The following is a 22,909-nucleotide window of genomic DNA, read 5'->3' on the forward strand; positions in this document are numbered from 1 at the left end:
CAGGCTCGCGCTGCATGGGTTTTTTGTCCTGAGAACAGAGGATTGCCCGCTGATGGGATGCCTGATCACGCGGACTCGCAGATACAGAGTTGCAGTGGCGTATCCGCGGCGAAGGGCCGACCGGACCAGTCGCCGAGGCGCTCGACGAGCCGGAGGCCGCCGAGCGAGAGGAGCAGCGGCAGCTCCTGCGGGAAGATGCTCCTGATTTCGAGCGGTGCGACGACGAAGTCGGGCTCCGCGTCAGTCGAGAGGTGCCACGTCCCGCGGGTGACCTGCGCCGGCGCATCGTAGATCTCAGTGACATCGACCCGGACGTCGCCACGGTCCGGATCCCTGAACGACAACGACTCCCGGGTGCGCCGCACGCCGTCGGCTTCGGCGAGGAGGCGCACGTTCGGGTTGAACACGTCGAAGACGAACCGGGCTCCCGGGGCCAGGTGTCTTCGAACCGACCGGAAGCAGCTCACCAGATCCTCCGCCGCATGCAGATGCAGCAGGGAATTGGCGGCGATGAACACGAAGTCGAAGGTGCGGCCCAGATCGAAGGCCCGCATGTCGCCCGGTATCCATTCCACCGCCGCACCGCGCTCGTCCGCCTTGCGCTGGGCCTCGGCCAGCATGTCTGCTGAGAAGTCCAGGCCGGCGCAGGGATGCCCGTCGGCCGCGATGGGAATCAGCTTCTGCCCGGTGCCGCATCCGAGTTCGAGGACGCGCCCGCCCTGCCGATCAGCGCTGGCCCGGTAGAAGTCGACCGCGGGCCCGCCGCCCGGGAACATCAGGTCATACAGCCTCGCGTGCGAGTAGAACCCGTCACTCATCGAGCGCCTCCATTCCAGCGTGTGCAGGGTATGCCCCGACAGCCACACAGCTCAGCTGACCGGGAAGTTGCTGCGGAAGAGCCCCGCCGGGTCGTGCCGCTGCTTGATGGCGCGCAAGCGCGCCACGGTCTCCGGGGTGAAGGCGTCGGCGACCGTCTCTCGCGGGTTGAGAAGGGTGAACACCTTGCGCCCGCTGACCGGCAGCGACCCGGCGAGGGCGGCCTGTTTGGCGAGGACCGCGGCCGGGTCGTCGGCCAGGCCGAACAGGTAGAGCGCGAAGGGTTCGGTCAGCGGACCGTGCGGGCTGTCGGACGGCTGCGCGAAGGCGCCGCCGAGGTGGCGGATCTGGACGCTGAGCAGGGGAGCGATCGGATCGGCGAGGAGTTTGGCGACGGTGCCGTCGTCCAGGTCGGTCAGGAATTCGCTGTGCGACAGGCCGGCGCTCGGGTCGGTCGGTTCGGCGGTGATCGAGCCGAGCTCGTCGACGGCCATGATCCGCCGGCTGTCCGAGATCGGCGCCGGCAGGGCGTCGAGCGGGGCGAGCAGCTCACGGGCCTCGGCGGCGAGTCGAGAAGCGGTCGGCTGGGAGGCGGCGGGGTGGGAAGCGGTCGGCTGGGAGGCGGCGGGGTGGGAAGCGGCGGAGCCGAGGTGCGTGACGTCGATGGCGACCATCGGGTCGGCGCCGGGGAAGTGCAGCAGTTCGAGCCAGACAGTCAGCTCGTTCGGTGCGGTGGCGGCGATACGCCGGAAGGCGTCGACGACCTCAGCCGTGTGCTCCCCGGCCCATAGGACACGCCCGCCGTAGACGTGCGGCGCCGGGTGCAGCGCCATCTCCAGACCGGTGACCACGGCGTAGTCACCGCCCCCGCCGCGCAGCGCCCAGAACAGGTCCGGATCGGAGGTGGCGGTGACCTGCCGCGGATCCCCGGAGGCGTCGACGATGTCGAAGGCGAGGACGCTGTCGGACACCCACCCGTGCGCCCGCCCGAACCAGCTGAGGCCGCCGCCGAGCGCGACGCCGGTCACGCTCACCACCGGTGAGCTGCCGGGCAGGCCGGTCAGGCCGTGCGGTGCGGCGGCGGCCTGCAGGCTGCCGGAGGCCACGCCGGCGCCGAGCCGGGCGCGCCGGGTGACCGGGTCGATCGTGATGGAGTCGAGGCGGCGGGTGCGGAGCAGGACGGTGCCCGCGGTACGCCCGGTCGCCCCGTGCCCGTTGGGCTGAGTGGTGACGGTCAGCCCGGCGCCGCGGGCGTACCGGACGAGTGCGGCGACGTCGTCCGCGTCGGCGGCTTCGACGACCGCGTCGACCGGCTGCTCGATGGCGAGGTTCCACGGCCGGCGGACGGTGTCGAAGCCGGCTGTGCCGGGCAGCCAGACCTGGCCCCGGACGGCGGAGGTGAGGGACATGAGTGCTCCAATCCTGGATATCTGATGTCTAGAATTAGGTCCGAAAAACGCGCCTCAGGCGCGCAGCGCGGAAAATCGATGGGCGGTGTTGCCCGGCGTCGCGGGGAACTGCTGCTCGACCGACCGCTTCAGGTCGGCGATGGTCTGTGCCGCCAGCTCCCGCCGCCACGCGAGATCAGCCCGCCGCATGGCCTGCGAGATCAGGCACGCCTGGCGGTAATCGACCGTGGGATCGGCGCCCGGCCCCTGCTGGAGCAGTTGCTCGCAGCGGAACGCCTCCTCCGGGCCCTCGATCGCGACCACGATGTCGAGCAGCGTGATCCGCTCCGGGTCGCGGGCGAGCCGGAACCCGCCGCGCGGGCCGGGCGTCGAGGAGACGATGCCGGCGCGGGAGAGCGCCTGCATCTGCTTGTTCAGGTACGCCGCGGGCAGCTCGTAGAAGGCGGCCAGCTTGGCCGTGGGCACCGGCTTGTCCTCCGGCAGCCAGGTCAGGTTGAGGCAGGTGTGCAGTGCCCACTCGACGCCTTCGCTCATCCGCATACCTGGACACTACATGTCCAGGATAGTGCAAGCTAGTGATCTAGATCACAACACTCTACGGTCATCGATGAACACCTGAAGAGGGAGCGTCCGATGACAAATAGGAGGAACTTTCTACGTACCACGGGTGCGCTGGCCGTCGGTGCCTTTCTCGCGGGCTGCGCGAGTGAGGAGGACGCCGGGCCGGGCGGCCCCACCGGGGCACCGGGCGGCGCGCCGGCCGAGACCTACGAGGAACCGTCGAAGAAGCTCTCCGGCGGCCTGAGCATCCTGCTGTGGAGCCACTTCGTGCCCAGCCACGACACCTGGTTCGACAAGTTCGCCAAGGACTGGGGCGCCAAGGCCGGCGTCGACGTGAAGGTCGACCACATCGACCAGGCGCAGATCACCACCCGGATCGCCGCCGAGATCTCGGCCGGCCAGGGCCACGACATGATCCAGTTCATCGCGCCGCTGTCGCAGTTCGAGCCGAGCGTGCTCGACCTCAAGGACCTCACCGACGAGGCGGGCAAGCGCTGGGGCAAGCAGCTGGAGCTGTGCCAGAAGTCCAGTTTCAACCCGAGCACCGGCAAGTTCTACGCGTACTCACCGGGCTGGGTCCCGGACCCGGGCAACTACCGCAAGTCGCTGTGGGAGCCGGCCGGCTTCCCGAGCGGCCCGGCGTCCTGGGACGACCTGCTCAAGGGCGGCGGCGAGATCAAGAAGTCGAAGAACGTGCAGATGGGCCTGGGCATGTCCCAGGAGATCGACTCGAACATGGTGCTGCGCGGGCTGATGTGGACGCACGGCGCCTCGATCCAGGACGAGAGCGAACGGGTCGTCCTGAACTCGCCGGAGACCGTGCAGGCGGTCGAGTTCATGGCCCGGCTGTTCAAGGAGAGCATGACCAACGAGGTCTTCTCCTGGAACGCCGCGAGCAACAACCAGGGCCTGGTCGCGGGCAAGATGTCGTACATCGTCAACTCGATCTCGGCCTGGCGCACCTCGCAGGGCACCAACCCGCAGGTCGCCGACGACGTGCACTTCGTGCCGGCGCTGAGCGGCCCGGCCGGGCAGTTCGCCGCGCAGCACGTCCTCTACAACTGGATCGTCCCGAAGCACGCCGCGAACCCGGACGCCGCCAAGGAGTTCCTGCTCCACTACACGAGCAACTTCAAAGCCGCGACGTACGCCAGCAAGCTCTACGACTTCTGCGCCTTCGCCGAGCGCACGCCCGAGTTGTCCGGCTGGCTCTCCACCGACCCGTTCGGCGCGAAGCCGCCGGACAAGTTGAAGCTGCTCACCGACGCGACCAAGTGGAGCGTCAACATCGGCTACCCCGGCCCGGCCAACACCGCCGAGGGCGAGATCTTCAACACCTTCGTCATCCCGAACATGTTCGCCCGGGTCGCCCGCGGCGAGCAGAGCGCCACCGAATCCGTCGCCGCCGCCACCGCGCAGGCCAACGCGGTCTTCGAGAAGTGGCGGGCCCAGGGTCTAGTAGGCAAGGGCTGAACGCGTGGCGATCGTCGAGGTCCGGAACCTGGTGAAGGAGTTCCCGGGCGGGGTGCGCGCGGTCGACGGCATCGACCTGGTGACCGAGGAGGGCGAATACCTCGTCCTCCTCGGCCCGTCCGGGTGCGGCAAGACCACGCTGCTCCGCATGATCGCCGGCCTGGAGCAGCAGACGAACGGCGACGTGCTGATCGACGGCGACGTGGTCAGCGGCCTGCCGCCCCGCGCGCGGCAGGTCGCCATGGTGTTCCAGAGCTACGCGCTCTATCCGCACAAGACCGTGCTCGGCAACATCGTCTTCCCGCTGCGTGCGGCCAAGCTCGACCGCTCCGAACGCGACCGCAAGGCGAAGTGGGCGGCCGATCTGCTCGGCATCTCCCACCTGCTGGCCCGCAAGCCTCGGCAGCTCTCCGGCGGCGAGCGCCAGCGCGTCGCACTGGCCCGGGCCCTGGTGCGCCAGCCGAAGGTCTTCCTGCTCGACGAGCCGCTGTCGAACCTGGACGCGAAACTGCGCGCGAGCGCGCGCGACGAGCTCAAGCGGTTCCAAGACGAGGTGCGCACCACCACGGTCTACGTCACCCACGATCAGACCGAGGCCATGGGCCTCGGCGATCGCATCGCGGTGCTCTCCCAGGGTCGCGTGCGTCAGGTGGGTCCACCGATGCAGGTGTACGACGACCCGGCCGACACGTTCGTCGCGACGTTCATCGGCTCCCCGCCCATGAACCTGGTGCCGCGCGGTGACGTGCTGGTGGGCTTCCGCCCCGAGCACCTGTTCCCGGCCGGCGTGGTCCCCGGTGGCGGGCTCCCGGTGAGCCTGAAGGTGGACCGGCTCGAATACCTCTCCGGCGACCGGCACGTCTACGGCACCGCGACCGGCGTCGGCGAACCCACCCGCGTGGTGGCCCGCCTCCCGGCGACCGTGGAGGCCGACGTCGCGGTGGGGGAGGAGCAGCCGTTCATGGTCCCGGAACGCCGGTTGCGCTATTTCGACGCCGAGTCCGGCACCCGTACGAACGGAGGCGCGCGATGAGCGCGCGCCGCCTTGCCGACCGGGACGGAACGCTGGCCTGGTTGTTCCTGATGCCCAGCGTGGTCTACATCCTGGCGCTGGTGGCGCTGCCGTTCCTGCTGGCGATCGGCTACGCGCTGTCCGACGTGACCGCGGGCGATCCGTCCTACGACTGGGTCGGCCTGCGCAACTTCCAGCGGGTCTTCGAGGACCCGGTGTTCTGGCGCTCGCTCGGCAACACCTTCGTCTTCACGCTGATCTCGATGGCGCTGATCGTGGTGCTCGGCAAGGTGCTGGCCAACATCCTGGTCGCCGACTTCCGCGGCAAGTGGGTGGTCCGGTTCCTGGTGCTGCTGCCGTGGACCACCCCGGTGGCGCTCTCCTCGATCGCCTGGCTCTGGATGCTCGACTCGATCTTCTCGCCGATCGACTGGGTGCTGCGCCAGCTCGGCCTGATCGAGGGCAACATGTACTGGCTCGGCGAACCGGGCCTGGCCATGGCCAGCGTGATCGCGGTGCACGTCTGGCGGCTCACCCCGCTGGCCGCGGTGATCATGGTGGCCGGGCTGGTCGCCATCCCGCGCGACCTGGACGAGGCGGCCCGCGTCGACGGCGCCGGCTACTGGCGGCGGATGTTCGAGGTGACCATCCCGCTGGTGCTGCCGGTGGCGGCGGTCGCCGCGCTGTTCGGGGCGATCTTCACCTTCACCGACATGGCCGTGGTGGACGTGCTCACCAACGGCGGCCCGAACAATGCCACCCAGGTGCTGACCAGCTGGGCGTTCTTCCGCGGCATCGACGGCGGCGACGTGGGGCAGGGGGCGGCGATCGCGCTGTTCCTGTTCCCGCTGCTGCTGGCCGCGGCGATCGCGATCCTGCGCGCGGTGCGCAAGCTGGAGGTGCGATGACCGACCTGCGCCGTAGGTACGCCCGGCGGCACGTCGCGTCCCGGGCCGGGCTCTACCTCGCCGCGATCCTGGCGGCCCTGATCTGCGCGGCGCCGTTCCTGTGGAGCATCGTCACCGCGTTCAAGCAGAACCGCGACCTGTACAACCCGGAGAACAACCCGTTCCGCTACAACCGGCCGGCCACCTCCGACCACGTCCTCTACCTGTTCGACAACACGTCGTTCACCACGTTCGCCTGGAACACGCTGTGGGTCGGCGTCCTGGTCGTGGTGATCACGCTGTCGCTGGGGCTGCCGGCCGCGTACGCCCTGGCCCGCCTGGACCGGCCGTGGGCCGGCTGGTTCGGCGTCGCGATCTTCCTGGTCTACCTGGTGCCGCCCAGCCTGCTGTTCCTGTCGCTGTCCCGGCTGGTCGTCGGCCTCGGGCTGCAGGACTCCACCTGGTCGCTGGTGCTGATCTACCCGACCATCACCATCCCGGTCTCGATCTGGCTGCTGATCGGCTTCCTCAAGGCGGTGCCGAGGGACATCGAGGAGCAGGCGATGGTGGACGGCTTCAGCCGGCTCGCCGCGTTCTGGCGTGCCGTGGTCCCGCTGACGTTCCCCGGCATCGTGGCGGTGGTGGTCTTCGCGTTCACCCTGACCGCCAGCGAGTTCATCTACGCCCTGGCGTTCGTCTCGCCGACCACCGAGAAGGTGCTCTCCACCGGCGTGCCCACCGAACTGGTCCGCGGCGACGTCTTCTTCTGGCAGTCGCTGCAGGCCGCCACGGTGCTCGCGGCGATCCCCATCGCCATCGTCTTCAACGTCTTCCTGGACCGCTTCATCGCCGGCTTCACCCAGGGCGCGGTGAAAGGCTGAAAACCCTCAGGGGTACGGCGCGAGCTTCGGCGCGGCGGCCAGCCACCGCCGCGCCACTGCGGTGTCACCGCTGATGACGGCCGGGAACGTGGCGGGATCGCGGCGGCCCCCGACTAGCCGGCAGAACTCGACGACGTCGGCGGTGATCTCGGCGTCCGGGACACCGCCGAGGTCATCGGACCGGCCGGCCGGGATCGTCCAGTCGCCGCCGCCCGGGCCGGTCAGGTGCAGGCCGATGAGCCCGCCGTCCGGGAATCCGCGGGCGGTCACCTTGGGCAGCATGCGGGCGGCCAGGTCGGCCATCGGGCTCAGGTTCTCCGGCAGCGGCGTGGCCGCCGGGCTCGCGGTCGCCCCGGCGATGTCCTCGGTGTGTATCCACGTCTCGAAGGCCCGTGCCAGCAGCACGTCCGGCACCACCATCGGGAAGCCGAGGGTCACCGTGGCGTCGCCGGGCCGGCGCGGAAGGACCCGGCACAGCGCCTCCGCCTGGTCACGCCAGGCCCGCAGGGTCTGCTCGACCGGGCGCTCGCGCTCCTGGGCGACCACCACGGCGGTCCGCGCCACCGGGTTCGTCCCGGGTTCCATCGGCGGCTGCACCGGCACGCCGAGCGCCGCGGCGACCAGGCTGTCGGTGGCGAGCAGGTGGGCCAGCAGGTCGTGGACGCTCATCTCCTCGTACGCCGCGATCCGCTGCCAGCCGCCGGGATCGAGGGTGGAGAGCGTCAGGTCGAGTGCGGCGACCTGTGCGGCGTACGGCTTCGCGTACGCCGGGGCTCGCGGTGCCGGCCGGCGCCGGACGTGCGCTGCCGTGCGCAGCCGGGCGCCGAGGCCGGGTGGCGGCCGCAGGTCGTCGCCGCCGAGGTCGGCGACCGTCTCGCGCAGGACGCGGGCCTCGGTGGTGCAGATGTCACACCGGCGCAGGTGGGCCTGGACGAGGTCCGCCTCCTCCGGGGAGCAGGCGTCCACCGCCCACGCCCCGATGAGCTGGGAGATCGCCTCATGGCTGAATGTGCCGGTCATGTCTCCTCATCAGTCGTGAGCGTGATTGCTCAACGCCACGGTCAGTCGGCGTAACGCCTCGCGGAGCCGGGACTTGGCCGTGCCCTCCGGCAGGCCCAGCTCCATCGCTACTTCACGGTAGGTCCGTCCGTGCAGGTACGCCAACGTGACGGCGTGCCGCAACGGTTCGGGCAGGGTGCGCAACGCGGCCCGCAGGCGGTGCGTGGTGTCCGCGTCGGTGACCTGGTCGGCGACCGGATCGCCGCCGCCCAGTGCCGCCATGCTCAACTGCGGGTCCTGATTGCCGCGCCGGTGTGCCTCCTCGCGGCGCACCAGGTCCACCGCCCGCCGGTGGGCGATCATGGCGAGCCAGCCGCGCAGGCTGCCTTTCGCCGCGTCGAAGGCGAACGGGCGCTGCCAGAAGGACAGGAAGACCTCCTGGGCGACGTCCTCCGCGGCCCGTTCGTCGCGGGTGACCCGCACCGCGATGGTGTAGACGAGGCAGCTGTACTTCTCGTACACCTCGCTGAAGGCGTCCTCGTCGCCGAAGACGAGGCGATCGCGGAGCCTCGCGTCCTCTTCGGACGACGCCGCCCGCTCCGCCGTGGAACTCTCGGTGGATCTCTGATGCACCAAGGCGCTCACCCCACCCCGGCACCACTCTAAGCGCATGCGGAGGCCCCGTCACTGCGCTGCGGACGCCTGGCATGTCTTCTCGAGCCTTGCTCGGGCGGCCTCCGCCTGCTCCAGGTATTGCGGCTCGGCGGTCCGGCTGTCCAGCCGGACCCGCAGGTATCCGATATTGAGCACCGTCTCTGTCATCGAGTCGAAGACCTTGCCGTCCGCCTGGTCACGTAACTCCCACAGGCGGCTCTGCAGGGTGCGTAACTCCTCCCGGTCCGGCACCGTGATCGCGGCGGCGTCGGTCTGCCGGGTCACCCGGGCCAGCGCGATGATCGTGTCGGCGGCGTCGCGGCAGACGCCCGGGGCGAACTGGTCCGGCGCCGGCAGCGCGGGACCCGCGGCCGGGGCGGACGAACGCCGGGTCACCAGGAACCCGGCTCCGATCAGAACGGCCGCCAGCACCACGACGGCCACAACGATGAGACGCTTCACGACGCGCTCCTTTATGTCTCCGGACCCGCCTGCGGCGGGCCCGGAGCTCGTAGGTCTACTGCTGGTTGACGGCGACGGCGTTGGGCAGGGCGACGTACGGGAACGCGCCCCGGAACTGGACGTTGTTGGTGTCCACCGCGTCACCGAGTCCGTCGACGGCGGCCGGGTGGTTCGGCAGCAGGACGCCCTCGGCGACCCGCAGTGTCACGTCGAGCGCGTCGTCGGCGAGCCGGCGGCCGTTCGGGAAGCCGGCGTTGTCGCCGCCGAGGACCCCGAAGCGGTTCGGCTGGGCGGCCGGCGGGATCGACATGTTCAGCCGCAGCTGCTCGCTGGGGCGGAACTTGCTCGCGTCGACGTCCTTGTTGATCCGCTGCGAGTTCAGGTCGATCGCGACCGGCCCGCAGTCCTTGCAGAATCCGGTGAGGAAGGCCTCGACCAGGTCCTGCCGCGGTGTCGCCGGGGCCGGGATCCGGTAGATCTGCTCGACCAGCCGGGGCACCTCGGGGTTGGTGACGAACTGCAGGAAGCGGCCGTCGTTGCGCGGCTGCGTGGCGTTGAACTCGTCCTTGCGGCCGACCGGGATGACCACCTCGTTGACCAGCGGCATGCCGAGCCGCGACACCTGCCGGAACTCGCCGGAGCGGTCCCGCTGGTTCTTGGTGCCGACCACCTCGACGCGCTTGCGGGAGGTGGTGCTCCAGATGCCGACCGCCGGGTTGCGGGTGGCGTCGCCCTTGAGCGCCAGGGCGCTCTTGGGCACCTGGATGGCCAGGGTGTTGACGTTGTAGCCCTTGACCGTGTCCTGGCCGATCTCGGAGAAGTCACCGCCGTAGAGGAAATTGAAGATCCGCAGGTCCAGGAAGAACGGGTCGTCGGCCTGCCCGGCGAAGGTCTTGCCACCGTTCGGCAGGCGGGTGACCGCCGCGTCGGCCAGCGCGCCGTAGTTCGGCATCGACGCCGTTCCGACCCGCGACGGCGCCACCTTGCCGTTGCGGATCAGCGTCGTGGTGCCGCTCTCGGTGATCGCCTGGAGACGGTAGGTCTGGAAGTAGTTCAGGTCCGGGTCGTCGAGCGTGGTGACCGGCCCGGTGTTGTAGAGGAACGTGTTGCGGTTGCGGTAGTTGTCGTCGAACGTCCACCGGTACGTGAGGTCCGGCTCGGCGTCGCCGTCGTTGTCGATGTTGATGTCGTACGCGGTCTCGGTCGCGAACGAGTAGAAGTTGGGACCACCGTTGGGCTCCTCGAACGGGAGCCAGTTGGCGATCATGGTGACGGTGTCCGGCGCGTCGGGGCTGACGAACGCGTACACATCGGTGTTGTCGAGCCGGGGCTCGCCGGCGACGAGCGGGGCCTCGCGGTGGCTGGATGCCGTGCCGATGGTCGGCGCTAGCGAGGCGACGCACGCCGCGGCGGCCAGTGCGGCCGCGACGCCGAGTGCTGGTCGCCGAAATGAGCGCTGTTGCATTGATCCTCCTACGGGCTGCTTGGCCTGTCGGAGGAGGTTCGGGAGCGCTCGGCGTCGCGGATGGAGTTCTGTCGGTTAGGCGACTTCCGGCCGTCCGGCGGTCTCCGGGCTGCGAATAGCCTCTTCGGCGGCTTCGTCGGCGGGATCGTCCGGTGGCGGGGCTGGCGAGTCGCTCAGCTGCTCGCGCAGATAGTTCCAGAAGACCGCGACGATCGCGGCGACCGGCACCGCGAGCAGCGCGCCGACGATGCCGTAGAGGCTGCTGCCCAGGGTGACCGCGAGCAGCACGACGGCCGCGTGCAGGCCCAGGCCGCGGCTCTGCACCATCGGCTGGAAGACGTTGCCCTCCAGCTGCTGCACCGCCACGATGATGCCGAGCACGATCAGCGCGTCGGTCCACCCGTTGGAGACCAGCGCGATCAGCACCGCGACGAAGCCGGCGAAGAGCGCGCCGACGATCGGCACGAACGCGGCCACGAAGGTGAGCACGGCCAGGGGCAGCACCAGCGGCACCCCGACGATCCACAGGCCGATGCCGATCGCCACCGCGTCGAGCAGGCCGACGAATGCCTGCGAGCGGACGAACGCGCCGAGTGTCTCCCAGCTGCGGGCGAAGACGACCGGCACGTCCACCGAGAGCCGGCCGGGCAGCTGCCGGGTCAGCCAGGGCAGGAAGCGGGGCCCGTCCTTGAGGAAGAAGAACATCAGGAACAGCGCCAGGATCGTGGTGACCAGTCCGTCCACCACGGTGTTCACGCCGGTGAGGGTGGCCGTGGCGATACTGCCCACACTGGCCTGGAGACGGTCGATGGCCGTGTTCGCGGCCGTGTTCACCTCGTCGTCGCCGATGTTCAGCGGCGGGCCGGCGGCCCAGTCACGCACCGTCTGGATACCGTTCGCCACACCCTCAGCCAGCTGCGGTGACTCCGACGCCACCGGGGCGACGATCCCGACCAGAGTGCCCGCGGCGACCAGCAGGAAGAGCACGGTCACCACGGAGGCGGCCAGCGCTGCCGGCCACCGGTGGCGGCGCAGGAACCGCACCGGTGGCCAGGTGAGCGTGGTGAGCAGCAGCGCCAGCACGAGCGGCCAGATGATCGACCAGGCTTTGCCCAGCAGCCACAGGGCCACCCAGGTCATGAGCAGCACGAGCAGGATCTGGAGCGAGATGCTCGCCGAGTTGCGCAGCGCGGACCGCGCTTTCTTCGCGCTCAGTGTCGGGCCCATGGTGATCACACTAGATACCCCGCTCACGGCGCGCTGAACCCGCGGTCCCGTGCCGCCTTTCCGCTACATGTCCAAGGCGAACTTGAGGAAGTCGCCGGTGCTGAACTGGCCGGTGGCCGGCGCGATCGGCGCTGCCGGGCGGAAGCCCGGGTTGGCCCGCAGGTAACTGTTCTTGTCCGCCTCCAGGATGCCGAGGATGACCTCGGTGACGATCCGGCCGCCGACCGGGCCGAGCCGCTGCCCGGCGTGGCTGAGCTCGGCCTCCTTGAGCAGGTAGAACCAGAGCGGCGCCTTGTCCTGCCAGCCCGGGTTCGCCGGGTCGGGCAGGCCGAGCTGCGCGTTGGTCAGCGGGGTGATGCCCATCCGCCGGGCGACGTCCTGCCCGGCGGGCAGGCCGAGGCGCTTGCCGCGGATCAGGTTGCGCTCGGCCAGCGAGGGCGAGGTGCCGTCGCCGACCACGGTGGCGGGGAGGTTGAACAGCGGCAGCGACAGCTTGCCGTCGATGCGGCGGGCGGCGTTGCGCGGGGCGGCCGGCTTGCCGGGCACGTCGAAGAAGTGCCACCAGTCGATCTCGAGGCGGGCCGGCAGCGGGCGGTTGCCGCGCAGGTCGCTGCCCTCGGCGCCGAAGATGGCGGCCGCGGCGGGCGGGTTGGTCCGGGTGTTGAGCAGGTACCCGGCGCGGATCATGCTGTGCCCGAACCGGTACGCGGCGACCGAGTACTCGATCGGCATCATCGGCCGGTTCGGGTTCTTCGGCTTGTAGTGCTCCCGCTTGACCTTGCCCTTGCCGTCCAGGAACCGGCCCACCACCTCGGGCCCGGCGACCTTGTCGAGGAAGTCGTGCACGATGATCCACTGGAAGTGCCAGCGGGTCAGCCGCTGCGCCTCGGCCAGGTTCTTGGCCAGTCCGGTCGCCAGGCAGCGGTTGTGGAACTTCGCGAAGGCCAGGTGCAGCTGGGCGATGATCAGGTTCTCGTCGTTGCGGGCGTCACCGAGGAACGCGCTGCCGTCGGAGCGCCGGGGCAGGTCGTCGACCCCGTTGGCGTTGCGGACCACCTTCATCCGGGTGCGGTCGGCCTCGTACAGATCGGGGTCGGTGGCCGGACCGCGACCGTAGAGCGAGCCCAGGTCGAACTGCGGGGTGTCGAAGTTGGTGAGCGCCTGCGGGTCGGACTGCTGCTCGGACAGCGGGGTCCGGTCCAGCGTCATGTCGTGGTCGATGAACTGGCCGAGGAACGTGAAGCCGGCCGGGATGCGCGGGTTGTCGAGGTCGCCGGTGTTCGGCCCGGACGGCTCGCCCATCTGGGCGGCGAGCGACTTGAGCAGATCGTCCGGCGGGCTGTACGCCGCCTCGCTCTTGAACATGACCCCGAAGCGGCCCTCCTTCTCCCGGCCGGCTTTGACGGCGATGTCGCTGCCACGGGTCCAGGCGACCGCGTGCTTCCAGTCGGCCGGCCGGCCGGGTGCGCCGGCCGCTGCGGCCGCGGCGCCGGGGCACATGCCGGCCGTGACGGCGACCGCGCCGGCCGCGCCCGCCGTGCCGGCGAGCAGGGTTCGCCGGCCCAGCCGGATGGAATCGTCGACCATTTTGTTCTCCTCTGGCACGTGTTGCGCAAATCGCGTGCCAGGAAAGTTAGCCGTGGTAGAGGGCCCGGCGAGGCCGTTGCGTGCTCGCGCCGCAAATCCGGCCGGAACGGCCTAACCCGTCCCGGCGGACTGCTTCCCTAACGGGGGTCGGGCCACAACCGCCGGCCGGTCAGGGCGTTGCACTCACGATGTGAGGGCGGCGCCGGTCAGTCTCGTGGCGCCGCTGCGCCAGGTCGCCCAGGCCGTCGCGGCCAGGGCGAGCGCGGCCGTGCCGGCGGCGCACCACATGATCGCCGGGAAGGTGTGCGGCACCAGCCAGGCCACCACGACGAGCACCGCGGTGGAGAGCCACAGCGGCGCCGACGGCCACTTCGCGCCGGCCGCCACCTGGGCGTTGACCAGCACGAACACCAGCGCGTAGAGGGCGCCGGTGGCGGCGAAGACCGGCGCGTAGCGGCCCAGGCCGACGTAGTCGGGACCGCCGGCCACCCGGAACGCCAGGCCGCCGGCCAGCGCCGACATCGCGATCAGCAGCGTCCCGGAGCCGGTGACCAGCCCGACCGCGACGATCAGCGCGCGCCGGCTGCCCTGCGCCAGGCGGGGGAGCGCGAGCACGGTGACCACCTGCGGCGCCCACAGCGCGCCCTTGGTGAGCACGGTGCCCACGGCGTACGCGCCCGAGTCGGCCGCGGGCAGCAGGGCGCGGGCGAGCAGCAGGTCCGCGTACGACACGACGAGCATCGCGAGTGTCGCGGAGCAGGCCGTGAACACCTGCCGCGCGGTGATGCCCCGCCCGTCGGGGAAGGCCGGCAGGCCCCGGGTCACCAGGGCCAGCGCCACCGGGATGAGCAGCGCCGTCGCGGTGCCGAGCAGCATCGACCCGGTCAGCCCGGCGCCGAGCAGCAGGCCGGCGGAGAGCCCGCCGTAACGGCCGGCCGCGAGTAGTGCCATGCCCACGGCCAGGCGCAGGAACCGCTCGTCACCCTGCAGCTCGCCGAGCCAGCGGCCGGCCGCCACGATCGCGCCGATGTAGACGGCGAGCAGCAGCGTCACGCTCAGCGGCACGTCCAGCAGCGGGGCCGCCACCGGGGCCAGCAGCGCGACCAGGCCGGCGCAGACGGCGGCGGTCAGCCAGCCGGCCCGCCGGGCGGTCGCGCCCGGATGCCGGGCCCGGTGCACCGCCACCGCGATCTGCAGGCCCATGCTGGGCACGCTGACGATGCCGGCGATCGCCAGCACGGTCGCCAGGGCGCCCAGGTCGGCGGCGTCGAGGCGGCGGGCGCCGAGCACCGGAACGAGATAGCCCAGCGCGCTGGTCCCCGCGCTGGCGACGGCGACCGCGGCGCCGGCGATGCCGATCCGCGAGGTGCGCGCCGTCGTGGGGGCGCCGCCTACAGGCGGCCCTCCTCGACCGCCTGCTGAATCCACGGGATCACCTCGTCGAGCATCGTGTCGAGCGAGGTCTCCGCGGTGAAGCCGAGCACCTCGCGGGCCTTGGTCACGTCCGGCACGCGCATCGCCACGTCGTGCGCGAACGGCTCGTCGCTGACGTGGCGGAACGGGACGTCCGGACCCTTGATCTTGCGCCAGATCAGCTCGGCGAGCTCCAGCACGGTCGTCGACTCGGCGGTGGAGAGGTTGAAGTCGTCGTTGGTGGCGGCCTCGTGCTCCATCGCGGTGGCGATGCCGCGGGCCAGGTCACCGCCGTAGGTGTAGTGGCGCACCTGGTCGCCGCTGCCCAGGATGTGCAGCGGGTCCTGGCCCTTGAGCACCTTCTGCACCAGGTCCGGGACGACGTGCGACATGGCCAGCTTGACGTTGCCGGACATCACCTCGGCCGAGCCCAGCGCCCGCCCTTCGCCGATGCCGACGCAGTTGAACGGCCGGACGACCGTGTAGGGCAGCTTGTACTGGTCCCAGGCGGCGCGGGCGTAGTACTCCACGGCCAGCTTCTGGAAACCGTACGACGAGACCGGCGGCGGGACCTCGAGCTGGTCGCCCTCCTTGCTCGGCCAGCGGTCGGTCGACTCGAAGACCATGGACGACGACACGTACGTCATCTTCCTGAGCCGGCCGGCGCGGTGCGCGGCGATCGCCGCGTCGCAGGAGGCCGCCATGATCCGCTCGTTGGTGGCGAGCAGGTCGTAGGCGTAGGCGTGGAAGTAGGAGATGCCACCGATCATCGCGGCGCCGGCGACGAAGTGGTCGCAGTCGGCGAGCAGGTCGGCGAGCAGGCCGGTGTCGCGGGCGTCGCCCTCGACGAAGCGGAACCGCGGGTGGTCGTCGTAGCTGTGCGACACCGGGCCGTACTTGGAGAAGTTGTCGAGCCCGACCACCTCGTGCCCGCGGCCGAGAAGCTCCTCGACCAGATAGCCCCCGATGAACCCGGCTGAGCCGGTGACCAGCACCTTCGTCATGCCCGGGTGCCCTCCTTGTCGCGATCAGCCGGCGCGGTGTCCGGCTTCCGGGCCGCCCAGCGGGCGGCAAGCTGATCGGCCGGCAGCTTGCGGCCGAACGCGAAAAAGTACCAGCGCAGGTAGCTGGGCATGAACCGGCCCACGTCGAAGTGCGACTCGCCGAGCTGACGGTCCAGCCAGATCGTCGGGATCTCGGCGACCGGGCGGCCCAGACGGGTCGCCTTCGCGGTCAGCTCGATGCCGATCTCGAAGCCGGTGTTCGACTCGATGCCCACCTCACGGACGAAATCCGTGTCGTACGCCTTGAAGCTGTTGGTGGCGTCCCGGGTGCCGACCCGGGCGAACCAGTGCAGGGTGCGCCCGGCCCAGCGCGAGGCCATCCGCTTGAACCGCGGGCCGCCGACCTGCTGGCCGCCGGGCATGTAGCGCGACGCCGCCGCGACCACCACGCCCCGGTCGACCAGCCGGGCCAGGTCGTCGATCTGCCGCGGGTCGTCGCAGCCGTCGGCCATCGTCACGACCGCCACCGGCGCCGCGGCCGCGTCGATGCCGAACCGGATCGCGTTGGCCGGCCCCCGGCCGTACGTGTTGAGCACCGTGCGCACCCGTGGGTCGTGCCGCGCGATCTCCTGCGCGAACGGCACCGTGGTGTCGTCCGGCATGTCGTGCACGACGAGGATCTCCGCGGGCAGCAGCACCTCGCGCAGGATCCGCTCGAGGTGGCGGACCACGCCCTCGCCCTCGTTGTAGACCGGGATGACCACCGAAACCCGTGGCGTCACACCAGCACCCCCTGTCCGGTCAGGCCCCACATGTCGATGACCGGCTTCTCGGTGTCCAACTCGGCGTAGTCCGCGTGTGGTGCCGCGATGACCAGCAGGTCGGCTCGTTTCAGCACGTCGTCGAGGGGGAGGAAACGGTCGTCGGCCACGTACGGATCGGTGCAGAGGGTCTCGCGCGCCTTGAGCGTGAGAATCTTCCGCAGCTTGTAGGCCAGGCTGTCGCGGGAGTCGTCGCTGCCGCCCTTGAACGCCATGCCGAGGATGCCGACGCTCAGCTCGGCGAGGTCGAAGCGGTCCTCCAGCCGGGAGACCAGGTAGAGCGGCAGGCCCTCGTTGATCAGCATCGCGGAGTGGCCGAGCACGAAGTTGTTCCGGTTGAACGCCGCCAGCTGCATGGTGTCCTTGAGCAGGCACGGCCCGGCCGCGAAGCCCGGCATCGGCAGGTCGGCGGCGCGCGGGTAGTCGAAGGTGACCGCGTGCCGGATCCGCTCGAAGTCCAGGCCGAAATCGTTCGCCATCATCCAGAACTGGTTGGCGGCCGCGAACTTCAGATAGCGCCAGGTATTGGTGTAGAGCTTCGCGAGCTCGGCCTCTTCCGGCTGCAGCGGCACGATCGAGTCGGTCAGGTGCCGGAACAACTTCTCGGCCCGCTCCATCGCCTGCGGGGTACGCGCGGAGACGATCTGCGGCAGCGTGAAGAGCTCGGTCATCGCCTTGCCCTCGGCGATCCGCTCCGGGCAGAACGCCACGTCGACGGTGAGGCCGCGGCTGGTCAGCAGCTTCTCGGTGAGCGCGGTGACGCCTGGGTAGACGGTGCTGCGCAGCACGATGAGCTGGCCGTCGCGCAGGTGCTCGACGCACCGCTCGATGGCTCGTGGCACCGCGCCCAGGTCGGGGTTGAGGTGCTCGTCGACGGGGGTCCCGACGACCACGACCAGCGCGTCGGCGAGCCCGACGCTGGTCGGATCGGTGGTGGCCCGCAGCCGGCCGGCGGCCAGCGCCTCGGTCATCGGCTGCGCCGCGCCACCCTCGGCGAACGGCAGATTTCCCGCGTTGACCCGGTCGACCGCGGCAGCGTCGATGTCGTAGAGCACCACGGACAGCCCGCGTGCCGCGAGGGCGATGCCCAACGGCAGGCCGACCCGTCCGCAGCCCCCCACCACGCAGACGTCGACTGCGTTGCTCGGGTGTGTCATGTCGCCTCGCAATCGCTCCCTGTGCTGGCCATCGCAGGTTACTGGTGAGGAAACTTCAGGTCTAGTGGTCGTTCAGTCCCGGGCTGACCGGGTGTTCGAAGTTGTGGCAACCTCTTGACGTGCCTGTAGCCACGCAGACCGCAGCCCCGCCGCAGACCGCCCGCGGCCCGGCCCTCACCGTGCCGGCCGTCGCCGCGGCGCTGATCGTCGCCGCCCTGGCGATCCGGGCAGCGGTCGCCTACCGGGGATATCTCTCCTACGACGACTACCCGATCCTGTCGCTGGCCGACGCGAACGGGCTCTCCCCGGAGTACCTGTTCCGGCTCTTCAACAACCACCTGATGCCGGCCGGCCACCTGGTCAGCTGGCTGACGCTGCGGTTGGGCGGCTTCGATTACCTGCCGTTCCTGGCACTGCTGATCGCCGGGCAGGCGCTGGTGAGCGTGGTCTTCTACCGGCTGCTCGTGCTGATGCTGCTGCCCGGCTGGACCCTGCTGGTGCCGCTGACGATCTTCGTGTTCAGCCCGCTGACCCTGGAGGCCACCTCCTGGTGGGCGGTCGGCATCAACATGCTGCCGATGCAGCTCGCCATGATCCTGGCGGTCGGCGCCACGGTGAAGTACATCCGGACGCAGCAGCTCAAGCACGTGGTCACGCTCGCCGCGGCGGTTCTGCTGGGGCTGCTCTTCTTCGAGAAGGCGCTGCTCACGGTCGCCCTCGTCTTCCTGCTCGCGGTCTGCCTCTACGCGCCGGGCGGGCCGGTGCGCGCGGTGGTTACCACGGTCCGTCGCTGGTGGCCGGCGTGGCTGGTGCTGACCCTGCTCTCGCTCGGGTTCCTGGCGGTGTACCTGTCGCGGTCCACCTCGTCGCTGCGCCGGCCGTCCTCGGTCACCGAGGTGCTCGACTTCGTCGGCCAGATGTTCGGGCAGACGCTGCTGCCGGGCCTGCTCGGCGGCCCCTGGACCTGGTTCGGCGTGGGTGACGGCGCCCCGATCACCGCGCCCGCGGTGTTCGCCCAGTGGCTGGCCCTGGTGCTCGTGGTCGGCTTCATCGGCTACACGGTCTGGCTGCGCGGCGCCTTCGCGGCGCGGGCCTGGCTGCTCGTCCTGCTCTACCTGGTCCTGGTCGCCGGCCTGCTCGGCGCGACCCGGCTGGGCTCGGTCTACAGCGCGGTCGCCGGCATGGTGCCCCGCTACATCTCGGACGTGGTGGTGGTCGCGGCGATCGCGGCCGGCGCGGCCCTGTGCGGCCTGCGGCGCGAGGGCTTCGACGACGCGCCGGCGGCCCGGCCGGTCCCGGAGGCGGCGGTCCGGCTGAGGCCCCGGCTGGGCCGCCCGGTCCTGCTCGGCAGCCTGGTCCTGCTGCTGGCCAGCGCGGCGTTCACCATCGTGCGGTACGGCGACGCATGGTCGGTCAAGGCGGGCCGGGACTACCTGGCGAACGCGCGCGCCGACCTGAAGCGGATCCCGGCGGGCACCGTGTTCATGGATCAGCCGGTGCCGGAGGCGGTGGTCGGGCGCCTGTCCCAGCCGTACCACATGCAGTCGCGGTTCTTCGGCCCGCTGGAGGACGGCCCGATCTTCGTCACCGAGGGCCGGGAGATCTCGGTCTTCGACGAGACCGGCCACGTCCGTCCCGGCTGGGTCGAGGGGGTGACGGCGAAACCCGGTCCGCTGCAGGGGTGCGGTTACCGGGTCGGCGGCAAGCCGGTGCGGATCCCGCTGCGGGAGACCGTCGCGGCCTACTGGCACGTGGTCCGGATCGCCTACCTCAGCGACCGGGACACCTCGGCGACGGTGCGCATCGGCGCCGACGACCCGGTCGGATTCGACGTGCACCGCGGCCTCAACGCCCAGTTCATGATCGTGTGGGGGGCCGGCGCCGACCTGGAGCTGACCGTCGCCGACGCCGCGACCAGCCTCTGCACCGACGAGATCGCGGTCGGCAAGCTCGTGCCCGCCCCGGCCGGGTAGTGCCGCGCCGTCTCGTCCCGCACGCGGTCGCCGCCCTGGTCACCGCGGTGGTGCTGGCCCCGCTGGCGCTGCCCGGTTACGTGCTGCGCTACGACATGGTGTTCGTGCCGCGGCAGCCGCTGAACTGGGAGATGATCGCCCCCGCCGACGCGCTGCCCCGTGCCGTGCCGCTGGACGCGGTGGTGTCGGCGGCCAACCTGCTCGTGCCCGGCTGGCTGCTGCAGCGCGTCGCCCTGGTCGCGGTGGTCTATCTGGCCGCGCTGGGCGCCGCCCGGCTGCTGCCGACAGCCCGCACGATGCCCCGGGTGGTCGCGGCGCTGGCCTACGCCTGGACGCCCTACCTCGCCGAACGACTCCTGCTGGGGCAGTGGGCGCTGCTGCTCGCGTACGCCGCCCTGCCCTGGCTGGTGTCTGCCGCGCGTGACCTGCGTGCCGGCCGGCCGGGCGCCCTGGCCCGGCTGGTGCTGGCCGCCGCGCCCGCCGCGCTCACCCCGACCGGCGGCCTGATCGCGCTGCTCACCGTGGCGGTCCTGCTGCCGCTGCGGTCGCGCGTCACCGCTCTGGCGGTGGCGGCGGTCGCGGCTCTCAACGCGCCGTGGCTGCTGGCCGCGCTGGCGAGCGCCGCCGGCGGCAGCTCCGATCCGGAGGGCGTGGCGATGTTCGCCGCGCGGGCCGAGAACTGGGCCGGCTCGTGGCTGGCGCTCGCCGGCACCGGCGGCATCTGGAACGCGCAGACCGTGCCGGCCAGCCGGTCCTCGGTGCTGGTCCCGGTGGTGACCGTGCTGCTGCTGGCGGTGGCCGTGCCGGGCCTGCGCGAGCTGCGCCGGCGCTGGCCGGGCGGCGCGGACCGGCTGTTCGTGCTCGCCGCCGGCGGGTTCGTGCTGGCCGCCGCCGGGGCCACCGGCCCCACCGTGGCGGCCCTGGAGTGGCTGGTGGTGCACGTGCCCGGCGCCGGGCTGCTGCGCGACGGCCAGAAGTTCCTGATCCCGTACGCGCTGGTGGTCGCCCTCGGCTTCGCGCTCGGCGCCGAACTGCTCGCCGACCGGCTGGCCCGGCGGTTCGAGCCGGCGGCCGGCCGGGTGCTGCTGGCCGGCGCGATGCTGCTGCCGGTGGTGGTCATGCCGGACCTGGCGTTCGGCGGCGCCGGCGCGCTGCGGCCGGTGCGCTACCCGGCCGACTGGGACGCGGTGGCCGCGCGGGTGGCGGCCGTGCCCGGTGAGGTGCTGTCGCTGCCGTTCGAGGGCTACCAGCGCTACGACTGGACCCGCGGGGTGGTGGTGCGCGACCCGGCGCCGCGCTATCTGGACGCCCCGGTGCTGATGAACGACGCGCTGCGGGTCGGCACGGTCACCGTCGACGGGGAGAGCCCGCGGGCCACCGCCGCGCAGGCGCTGCTGGCCGAGGGCCGGCCGGCCGCCGAACTCGGGGTCCGCTGGGTGCTCGTCCGCAAGGGCGCCGTGGCCGGACCGCCGGCCGGTGTCCTCACCGGTCTGCGACTGGTTCATGACGGTCCGTACCTGCAGCTCTGGGAGAACCCGGCCGCGCCGCAGACCACGAGAACCGCCGCCGCCGGCCGGCGGATACCCGCGCTGGCGGCTCATTTACTCGCGGGTAGTTTTGTGGTCTGCGCTGGTCTAGCAGTACTGCGGCTACGCCGTAGATCGTGGTACGGTCCGCGCACCCACGAGTCCGGGGAGGAAAAAACATGGCCAAGTTGGCCACCTTCGTAGTCGCGGCTGTCGCCGGGGGTGTCCTCGGCATCGTCGGCATTCTCGCGACCGTCGGTGCAGTGAGCCCGTCCGCCGATCACGTCGCCAGCATCGAGACCAGCGACACGGAGCCGGCGGCTTACGGCACTCGCTGACCCACCACCACATGCCCGGTGATCCACTGGATCACCGGGCATGTGGCGTTTCCGAGGGGGTCAGGAGACCCGCTGGCTCGCCGGGGCCGCGGGCGCCGTGGGAAGCTGCCGGGCCACCACCCTGCCGAAGGCCTCGCCGGCCTTCTCCCAGGTGAACCGCCGGGCGTGCGCGGTCGCCGCCTCACCCATCGCGAGGCGGCGCCGGCCGTCCAGCAGCAGCGAGCGCACCTGCAGGTAGAACTCGTACTCGTTGTCGACCAGCACGCCGGTCTCGCCGTCGGCCATGGCGTCGGCAACACCGCCGGCCGAGCGGAACGCGACCGACGGCGTGCCCCGGGCGCCGGCCTCGACGATGGTCAGGCCCCAGCCCTCCTTCAGCGAGGGCATCAGCAGCAGCCAGGATCCGCAGAGCAGCTCGTGCTTGCGCTCCTCGGAGACGAAGCCGGTGAACCGCACCCGGTCCTCGATGCACAGGTCCGCGGCCAGCTTGATCAGCGGCTCGTCCCACCAGCCCTGCCCGGCCACCACCAGCTCGACGTCGGGCAGCTCGGTGGCGAGCAGCGCGGTCGCCCGCAGCGCGAACTCCACCCGCTTGTGCGGCACGAGCCGGCCCAGCACCATCAGGCTCGGGTGCGGGGTACGCGGCGCCGGCGGCGCGGTGACCTCCGGTGTGCCGTTGTGGACGACGCTGATCCGGTGCGCGTCGACGCCCAGCCCGATCAGCTCGTCCCTGGTGGATTCGGACACTGTTATATAGGCGCATCGGCGATAGACGCGGATCGCCAGTCGCGACTCGATCCACCAGCCGATCCGGGCGACCCGCGGCCCGAACACCACTGGCCACTGCTCACGGTGCACGTGATGGACCAGGGCAATCACCGGGCGGCGGGCGTACAGGCGGCTGAGGAACGGCATGCCGTTGCCGACATCGATGATCAGATCCGGACGACCGTGGCGTCGACGCGACAGTGGGCCGAGGCCCAGCAGGCCGATCAGATAGGTCAGCGCGGCCATCAGGTAGACCGTGTGCCGGCCGCCGCGGCGCACGATTCGCAGCCCTTCCGGAGTGGTCTCCTCGGCCGGCGCGGTACCGTGCGCCTGACAGAGCAGGGTCACCCGGTAGCCCTGATGGATCAGCTCAGCGGCGATCCGGTCGAGGAACAGCTCCGAGCCACCACCCTCGGGATGCTGGGTGTCCCGCCAGTTCAGGAACAGGATGTGACCGCCGCAGGCATCCGTCATGG

21 protein-coding genes are annotated in these 22,909 nt (G+C 71.1%); 7 read left to right on the plus strand and 14 right to left on the minus strand.

Annotated elements, in window-relative coordinates:
- Positions 1-65 precede the first annotated feature (65 nt).
- The 3 genes from AB0F81_RS04290 to AB0F81_RS04300 are packed head-to-tail and all read right to left on the minus strand — an operon-like array spanning position 66 to position 2,765.
- Entirely contained in the window at positions 66-818 is a 753-nt protein-coding gene (locus AB0F81_RS04290; protein ID WP_360190711.1) for a class I SAM-dependent methyltransferase, read from the minus strand.
- A gap of 51 nt (positions 819-869) precedes the next feature.
- Complete coding sequence (locus AB0F81_RS04295) at positions 870-2,225, minus strand: FAD-binding oxidoreductase (RefSeq protein ID WP_360190714.1); 1,356 nt, start codon at positions 2,223-2,225, stop codon at positions 870-872.
- A 54-nt stretch (positions 2,226-2,279) separates the two neighbouring features.
- Complete coding sequence (locus AB0F81_RS04300) at positions 2,280-2,765, minus strand: Rrf2 family transcriptional regulator (protein WP_360190718.1); 486 nt, start codon at positions 2,763-2,765, stop codon at positions 2,280-2,282.
- Between the two features lie 93 nt (positions 2,766-2,858).
- Between AB0F81_RS04300 and AB0F81_RS04305 the strand changes: the two genes are divergently transcribed.
- The 4 genes from AB0F81_RS04305 to AB0F81_RS04320 are packed head-to-tail and all read left to right on the plus strand — an operon-like array spanning position 2,859 to position 7,039.
- The gene (locus AB0F81_RS04305) at positions 2,859-4,259 is read left to right on the plus strand and encodes a substrate-binding domain-containing protein (RefSeq protein ID WP_360190721.1); all 1,401 of its coding nucleotides are present in this window, start codon (positions 2,859-2,861) and stop codon (positions 4,257-4,259) included.
- Between the two features lie 4 nt (positions 4,260-4,263).
- Entirely contained in the window at positions 4,264-5,292 is a 1,029-nt protein-coding gene (locus AB0F81_RS04310; protein WP_360190724.1) for an ABC transporter ATP-binding protein, read from the plus strand.
- The gene (locus tag AB0F81_RS04315) at positions 5,289-6,179 is read left to right on the plus strand and encodes a sugar ABC transporter permease (protein WP_360190727.1); all 891 of its coding nucleotides are present in this window, start codon (positions 5,289-5,291) and stop codon (positions 6,177-6,179) included. The genes AB0F81_RS04310 and AB0F81_RS04315 overlap by 4 nt, the downstream gene beginning before the upstream one ends.
- Complete coding sequence (locus tag AB0F81_RS04320; protein ID WP_360190730.1) at positions 6,176-7,039, plus strand: carbohydrate ABC transporter permease; 864 nt, start codon at positions 6,176-6,178, stop codon at positions 7,037-7,039. Before AB0F81_RS04315 ends, AB0F81_RS04320 begins: the two co-directional genes overlap by 4 nt.
- Before the next feature lie 6 nt (positions 7,040-7,045).
- On the opposite strand, the gene AB0F81_RS04325 is transcribed toward AB0F81_RS04320, so the two are convergent.
- From AB0F81_RS04325 to AB0F81_RS04370, 10 genes are all read right to left on the minus strand, one after another.
- A complete protein-coding gene (locus AB0F81_RS04325; RefSeq protein ID WP_360190733.1) occupies positions 7,046-8,059 on the minus strand; it encodes a maleylpyruvate isomerase family mycothiol-dependent enzyme in 1,014 nt (337 codons plus the stop codon).
- A 9-nt stretch (positions 8,060-8,068) separates the two neighbouring features.
- Positions 8,069-8,671, minus strand: a complete 603-nt coding sequence (locus AB0F81_RS04330) for a sigma-70 family RNA polymerase sigma factor (RefSeq protein ID WP_360190898.1) — start codon at positions 8,669-8,671, stop codon at positions 8,069-8,071.
- Positions 8,672-8,722: 51 nt separating this feature from the next.
- Positions 8,723-9,154, minus strand: coding sequence for a hypothetical protein (locus AB0F81_RS04335; RefSeq protein ID WP_360190736.1), 432 nt, complete (start codon positions 9,152-9,154; stop codon positions 8,723-8,725).
- Positions 9,155-9,209: 55 nt separating this feature from the next.
- The gene (locus AB0F81_RS04340) at positions 9,210-10,619 is read right to left on the minus strand and encodes a DUF4331 domain-containing protein (protein ID WP_360190739.1); all 1,410 of its coding nucleotides are present in this window, start codon (positions 10,617-10,619) and stop codon (positions 9,210-9,212) included.
- 75 nt (positions 10,620-10,694) lie between these two features.
- Entirely contained in the window at positions 10,695-11,846 is a 1,152-nt protein-coding gene (locus tag AB0F81_RS04345; protein ID WP_360190742.1) for an AI-2E family transporter, read from the minus strand.
- A 63-nt stretch (positions 11,847-11,909) separates the two neighbouring features.
- Entirely contained in the window at positions 11,910-13,433 is a 1,524-nt protein-coding gene (locus tag AB0F81_RS04350; RefSeq protein WP_360190745.1) for a heme peroxidase family protein, read from the minus strand.
- A 183-nt stretch (positions 13,434-13,616) separates the two neighbouring features.
- The gene (locus AB0F81_RS04355) at positions 13,617-14,861 is read right to left on the minus strand and encodes a polysaccharide biosynthesis protein (protein WP_360190748.1); all 1,245 of its coding nucleotides are present in this window, start codon (positions 14,859-14,861) and stop codon (positions 13,617-13,619) included.
- A complete protein-coding gene (locus AB0F81_RS04360; protein WP_360190751.1) occupies positions 14,825-15,850 on the minus strand; it encodes an NAD-dependent epimerase/dehydratase family protein in 1,026 nt (341 codons plus the stop codon). Before AB0F81_RS04360 ends, AB0F81_RS04355 begins: the two co-directional genes overlap by 37 nt.
- Positions 15,847-16,632, minus strand: coding sequence for a glycosyltransferase family 2 protein (locus tag AB0F81_RS04365; RefSeq protein WP_360190754.1), 786 nt, complete (start codon positions 16,630-16,632; stop codon positions 15,847-15,849). The genes AB0F81_RS04360 and AB0F81_RS04365 overlap by 4 nt, the downstream gene beginning before the upstream one ends.
- Positions 16,629-17,828, minus strand: a complete 1,200-nt coding sequence (locus AB0F81_RS04370; protein ID WP_360190757.1) for a nucleotide sugar dehydrogenase — start codon at positions 17,826-17,828, stop codon at positions 16,629-16,631. Before AB0F81_RS04370 ends, AB0F81_RS04365 begins: the two co-directional genes overlap by 4 nt.
- 119 nt (positions 17,829-17,947) lie before the next feature.
- Between AB0F81_RS04370 and AB0F81_RS04375 the strand changes: the two genes are divergently transcribed.
- Genes AB0F81_RS04375 through AB0F81_RS04385 form a run of 3 tightly spaced genes read left to right on the plus strand, consistent with a single transcriptional unit; the run spans position 17,948 to position 21,665 of the window.
- Positions 17,948-19,801: a hypothetical protein gene (locus AB0F81_RS04375; protein WP_360190760.1), complete on the plus strand. Its 1,854-nt coding sequence runs from the start codon at positions 17,948-17,950 to the stop codon at positions 19,799-19,801.
- Positions 19,801-21,531: a hypothetical protein gene (locus AB0F81_RS04380; protein ID WP_360190762.1), complete on the plus strand. Its 1,731-nt coding sequence runs from the start codon at positions 19,801-19,803 to the stop codon at positions 21,529-21,531. The genes AB0F81_RS04375 and AB0F81_RS04380 overlap by 1 nt, the downstream gene beginning before the upstream one ends.
- Positions 21,507-21,665, plus strand: a complete 159-nt coding sequence (locus AB0F81_RS04385) for a hypothetical protein (protein ID WP_196419717.1) — start codon at positions 21,507-21,509, stop codon at positions 21,663-21,665. Before AB0F81_RS04380 ends, AB0F81_RS04385 begins: the two co-directional genes overlap by 25 nt.
- Before the next feature lie 60 nt (positions 21,666-21,725).
- Here the strand turns inward: AB0F81_RS04385 and AB0F81_RS04390 are convergent, their stop codons facing one another.
- Positions 21,726-22,907 carry a glycosyltransferase family 4 protein gene (locus tag AB0F81_RS04390; protein WP_360190766.1) on the minus strand — a complete coding sequence of 394 codons (1,182 nt, stop codon included), beginning with the start codon at positions 22,905-22,907 and terminating at the stop codon, positions 21,726-21,728.
- Between the last annotated feature and the right edge of the window lie 2 nt (positions 22,908-22,909).

The sequence above is a fragment of the Actinoplanes sp. NPDC024001 genome, from assembly GCF_040638955.1.
Taxonomy (GTDB): Bacteria; Actinomycetota; Actinomycetes; order Mycobacteriales; family Micromonosporaceae; genus Actinoplanes.

Coding starts and splice junctions, on each gene's coding strand:
- AB0F81_RS04325 (WP_360190733.1), bottom strand. CDS start 8,059: ATGACCGGCACATTCAGCCATGAGGCGATCTCCCAGCTCATCGGGGCG.
- AB0F81_RS04370 (WP_360190757.1), bottom strand. CDS start 17,828: ATGACACACCCGAGCAACGCAGTCGACGTCTGCGTGGTGGGGGGCTGC.
- AB0F81_RS04390 (WP_360190766.1), bottom strand. CDS start 22,907: ATGACGGATGCCTGCGGCGGTCACATCCTGTTCCTGAACTGGCGGGAC.
- AB0F81_RS04340 (WP_360190739.1), bottom strand. CDS start 10,619: ATGCAACAGCGCTCATTTCGGCGACCAGCACTCGGCGTCGCGGCCGCA.
- AB0F81_RS04320 (WP_360190730.1), top strand. CDS start 6,176: ATGACCGACCTGCGCCGTAGGTACGCCCGGCGGCACGTCGCGTCCCGG.
- AB0F81_RS04385 (WP_196419717.1), top strand. CDS start 21,507: ATGGCCAAGTTGGCCACCTTCGTAGTCGCGGCTGTCGCCGGGGGTGTC.
- AB0F81_RS04300 (WP_360190718.1), bottom strand. CDS start 2,765: ATGCGGATGAGCGAAGGCGTCGAGTGGGCACTGCACACCTGCCTCAAC.
- AB0F81_RS04315 (WP_360190727.1), top strand. CDS start 5,289: ATGAGCGCGCGCCGCCTTGCCGACCGGGACGGAACGCTGGCCTGGTTG.
- AB0F81_RS04305 (WP_360190721.1), top strand. CDS start 2,859: ATGACAAATAGGAGGAACTTTCTACGTACCACGGGTGCGCTGGCCGTC.
- AB0F81_RS04295 (WP_360190714.1), bottom strand. CDS start 2,225: ATGTCCCTCACCTCCGCCGTCCGGGGCCAGGTCTGGCTGCCCGGCACA.
- AB0F81_RS04345 (WP_360190742.1), bottom strand. CDS start 11,846: ATGGGCCCGACACTGAGCGCGAAGAAAGCGCGGTCCGCGCTGCGCAAC.
- AB0F81_RS04350 (WP_360190745.1), bottom strand. CDS start 13,433: ATGGTCGACGATTCCATCCGGCTGGGCCGGCGAACCCTGCTCGCCGGC.
- AB0F81_RS04290 (WP_360190711.1), bottom strand. CDS start 818: ATGAGTGACGGGTTCTACTCGCACGCGAGGCTGTATGACCTGATGTTC.
- AB0F81_RS04360 (WP_360190751.1), bottom strand. CDS start 15,850: ATGACGAAGGTGCTGGTCACCGGCTCAGCCGGGTTCATCGGGGGCTAT.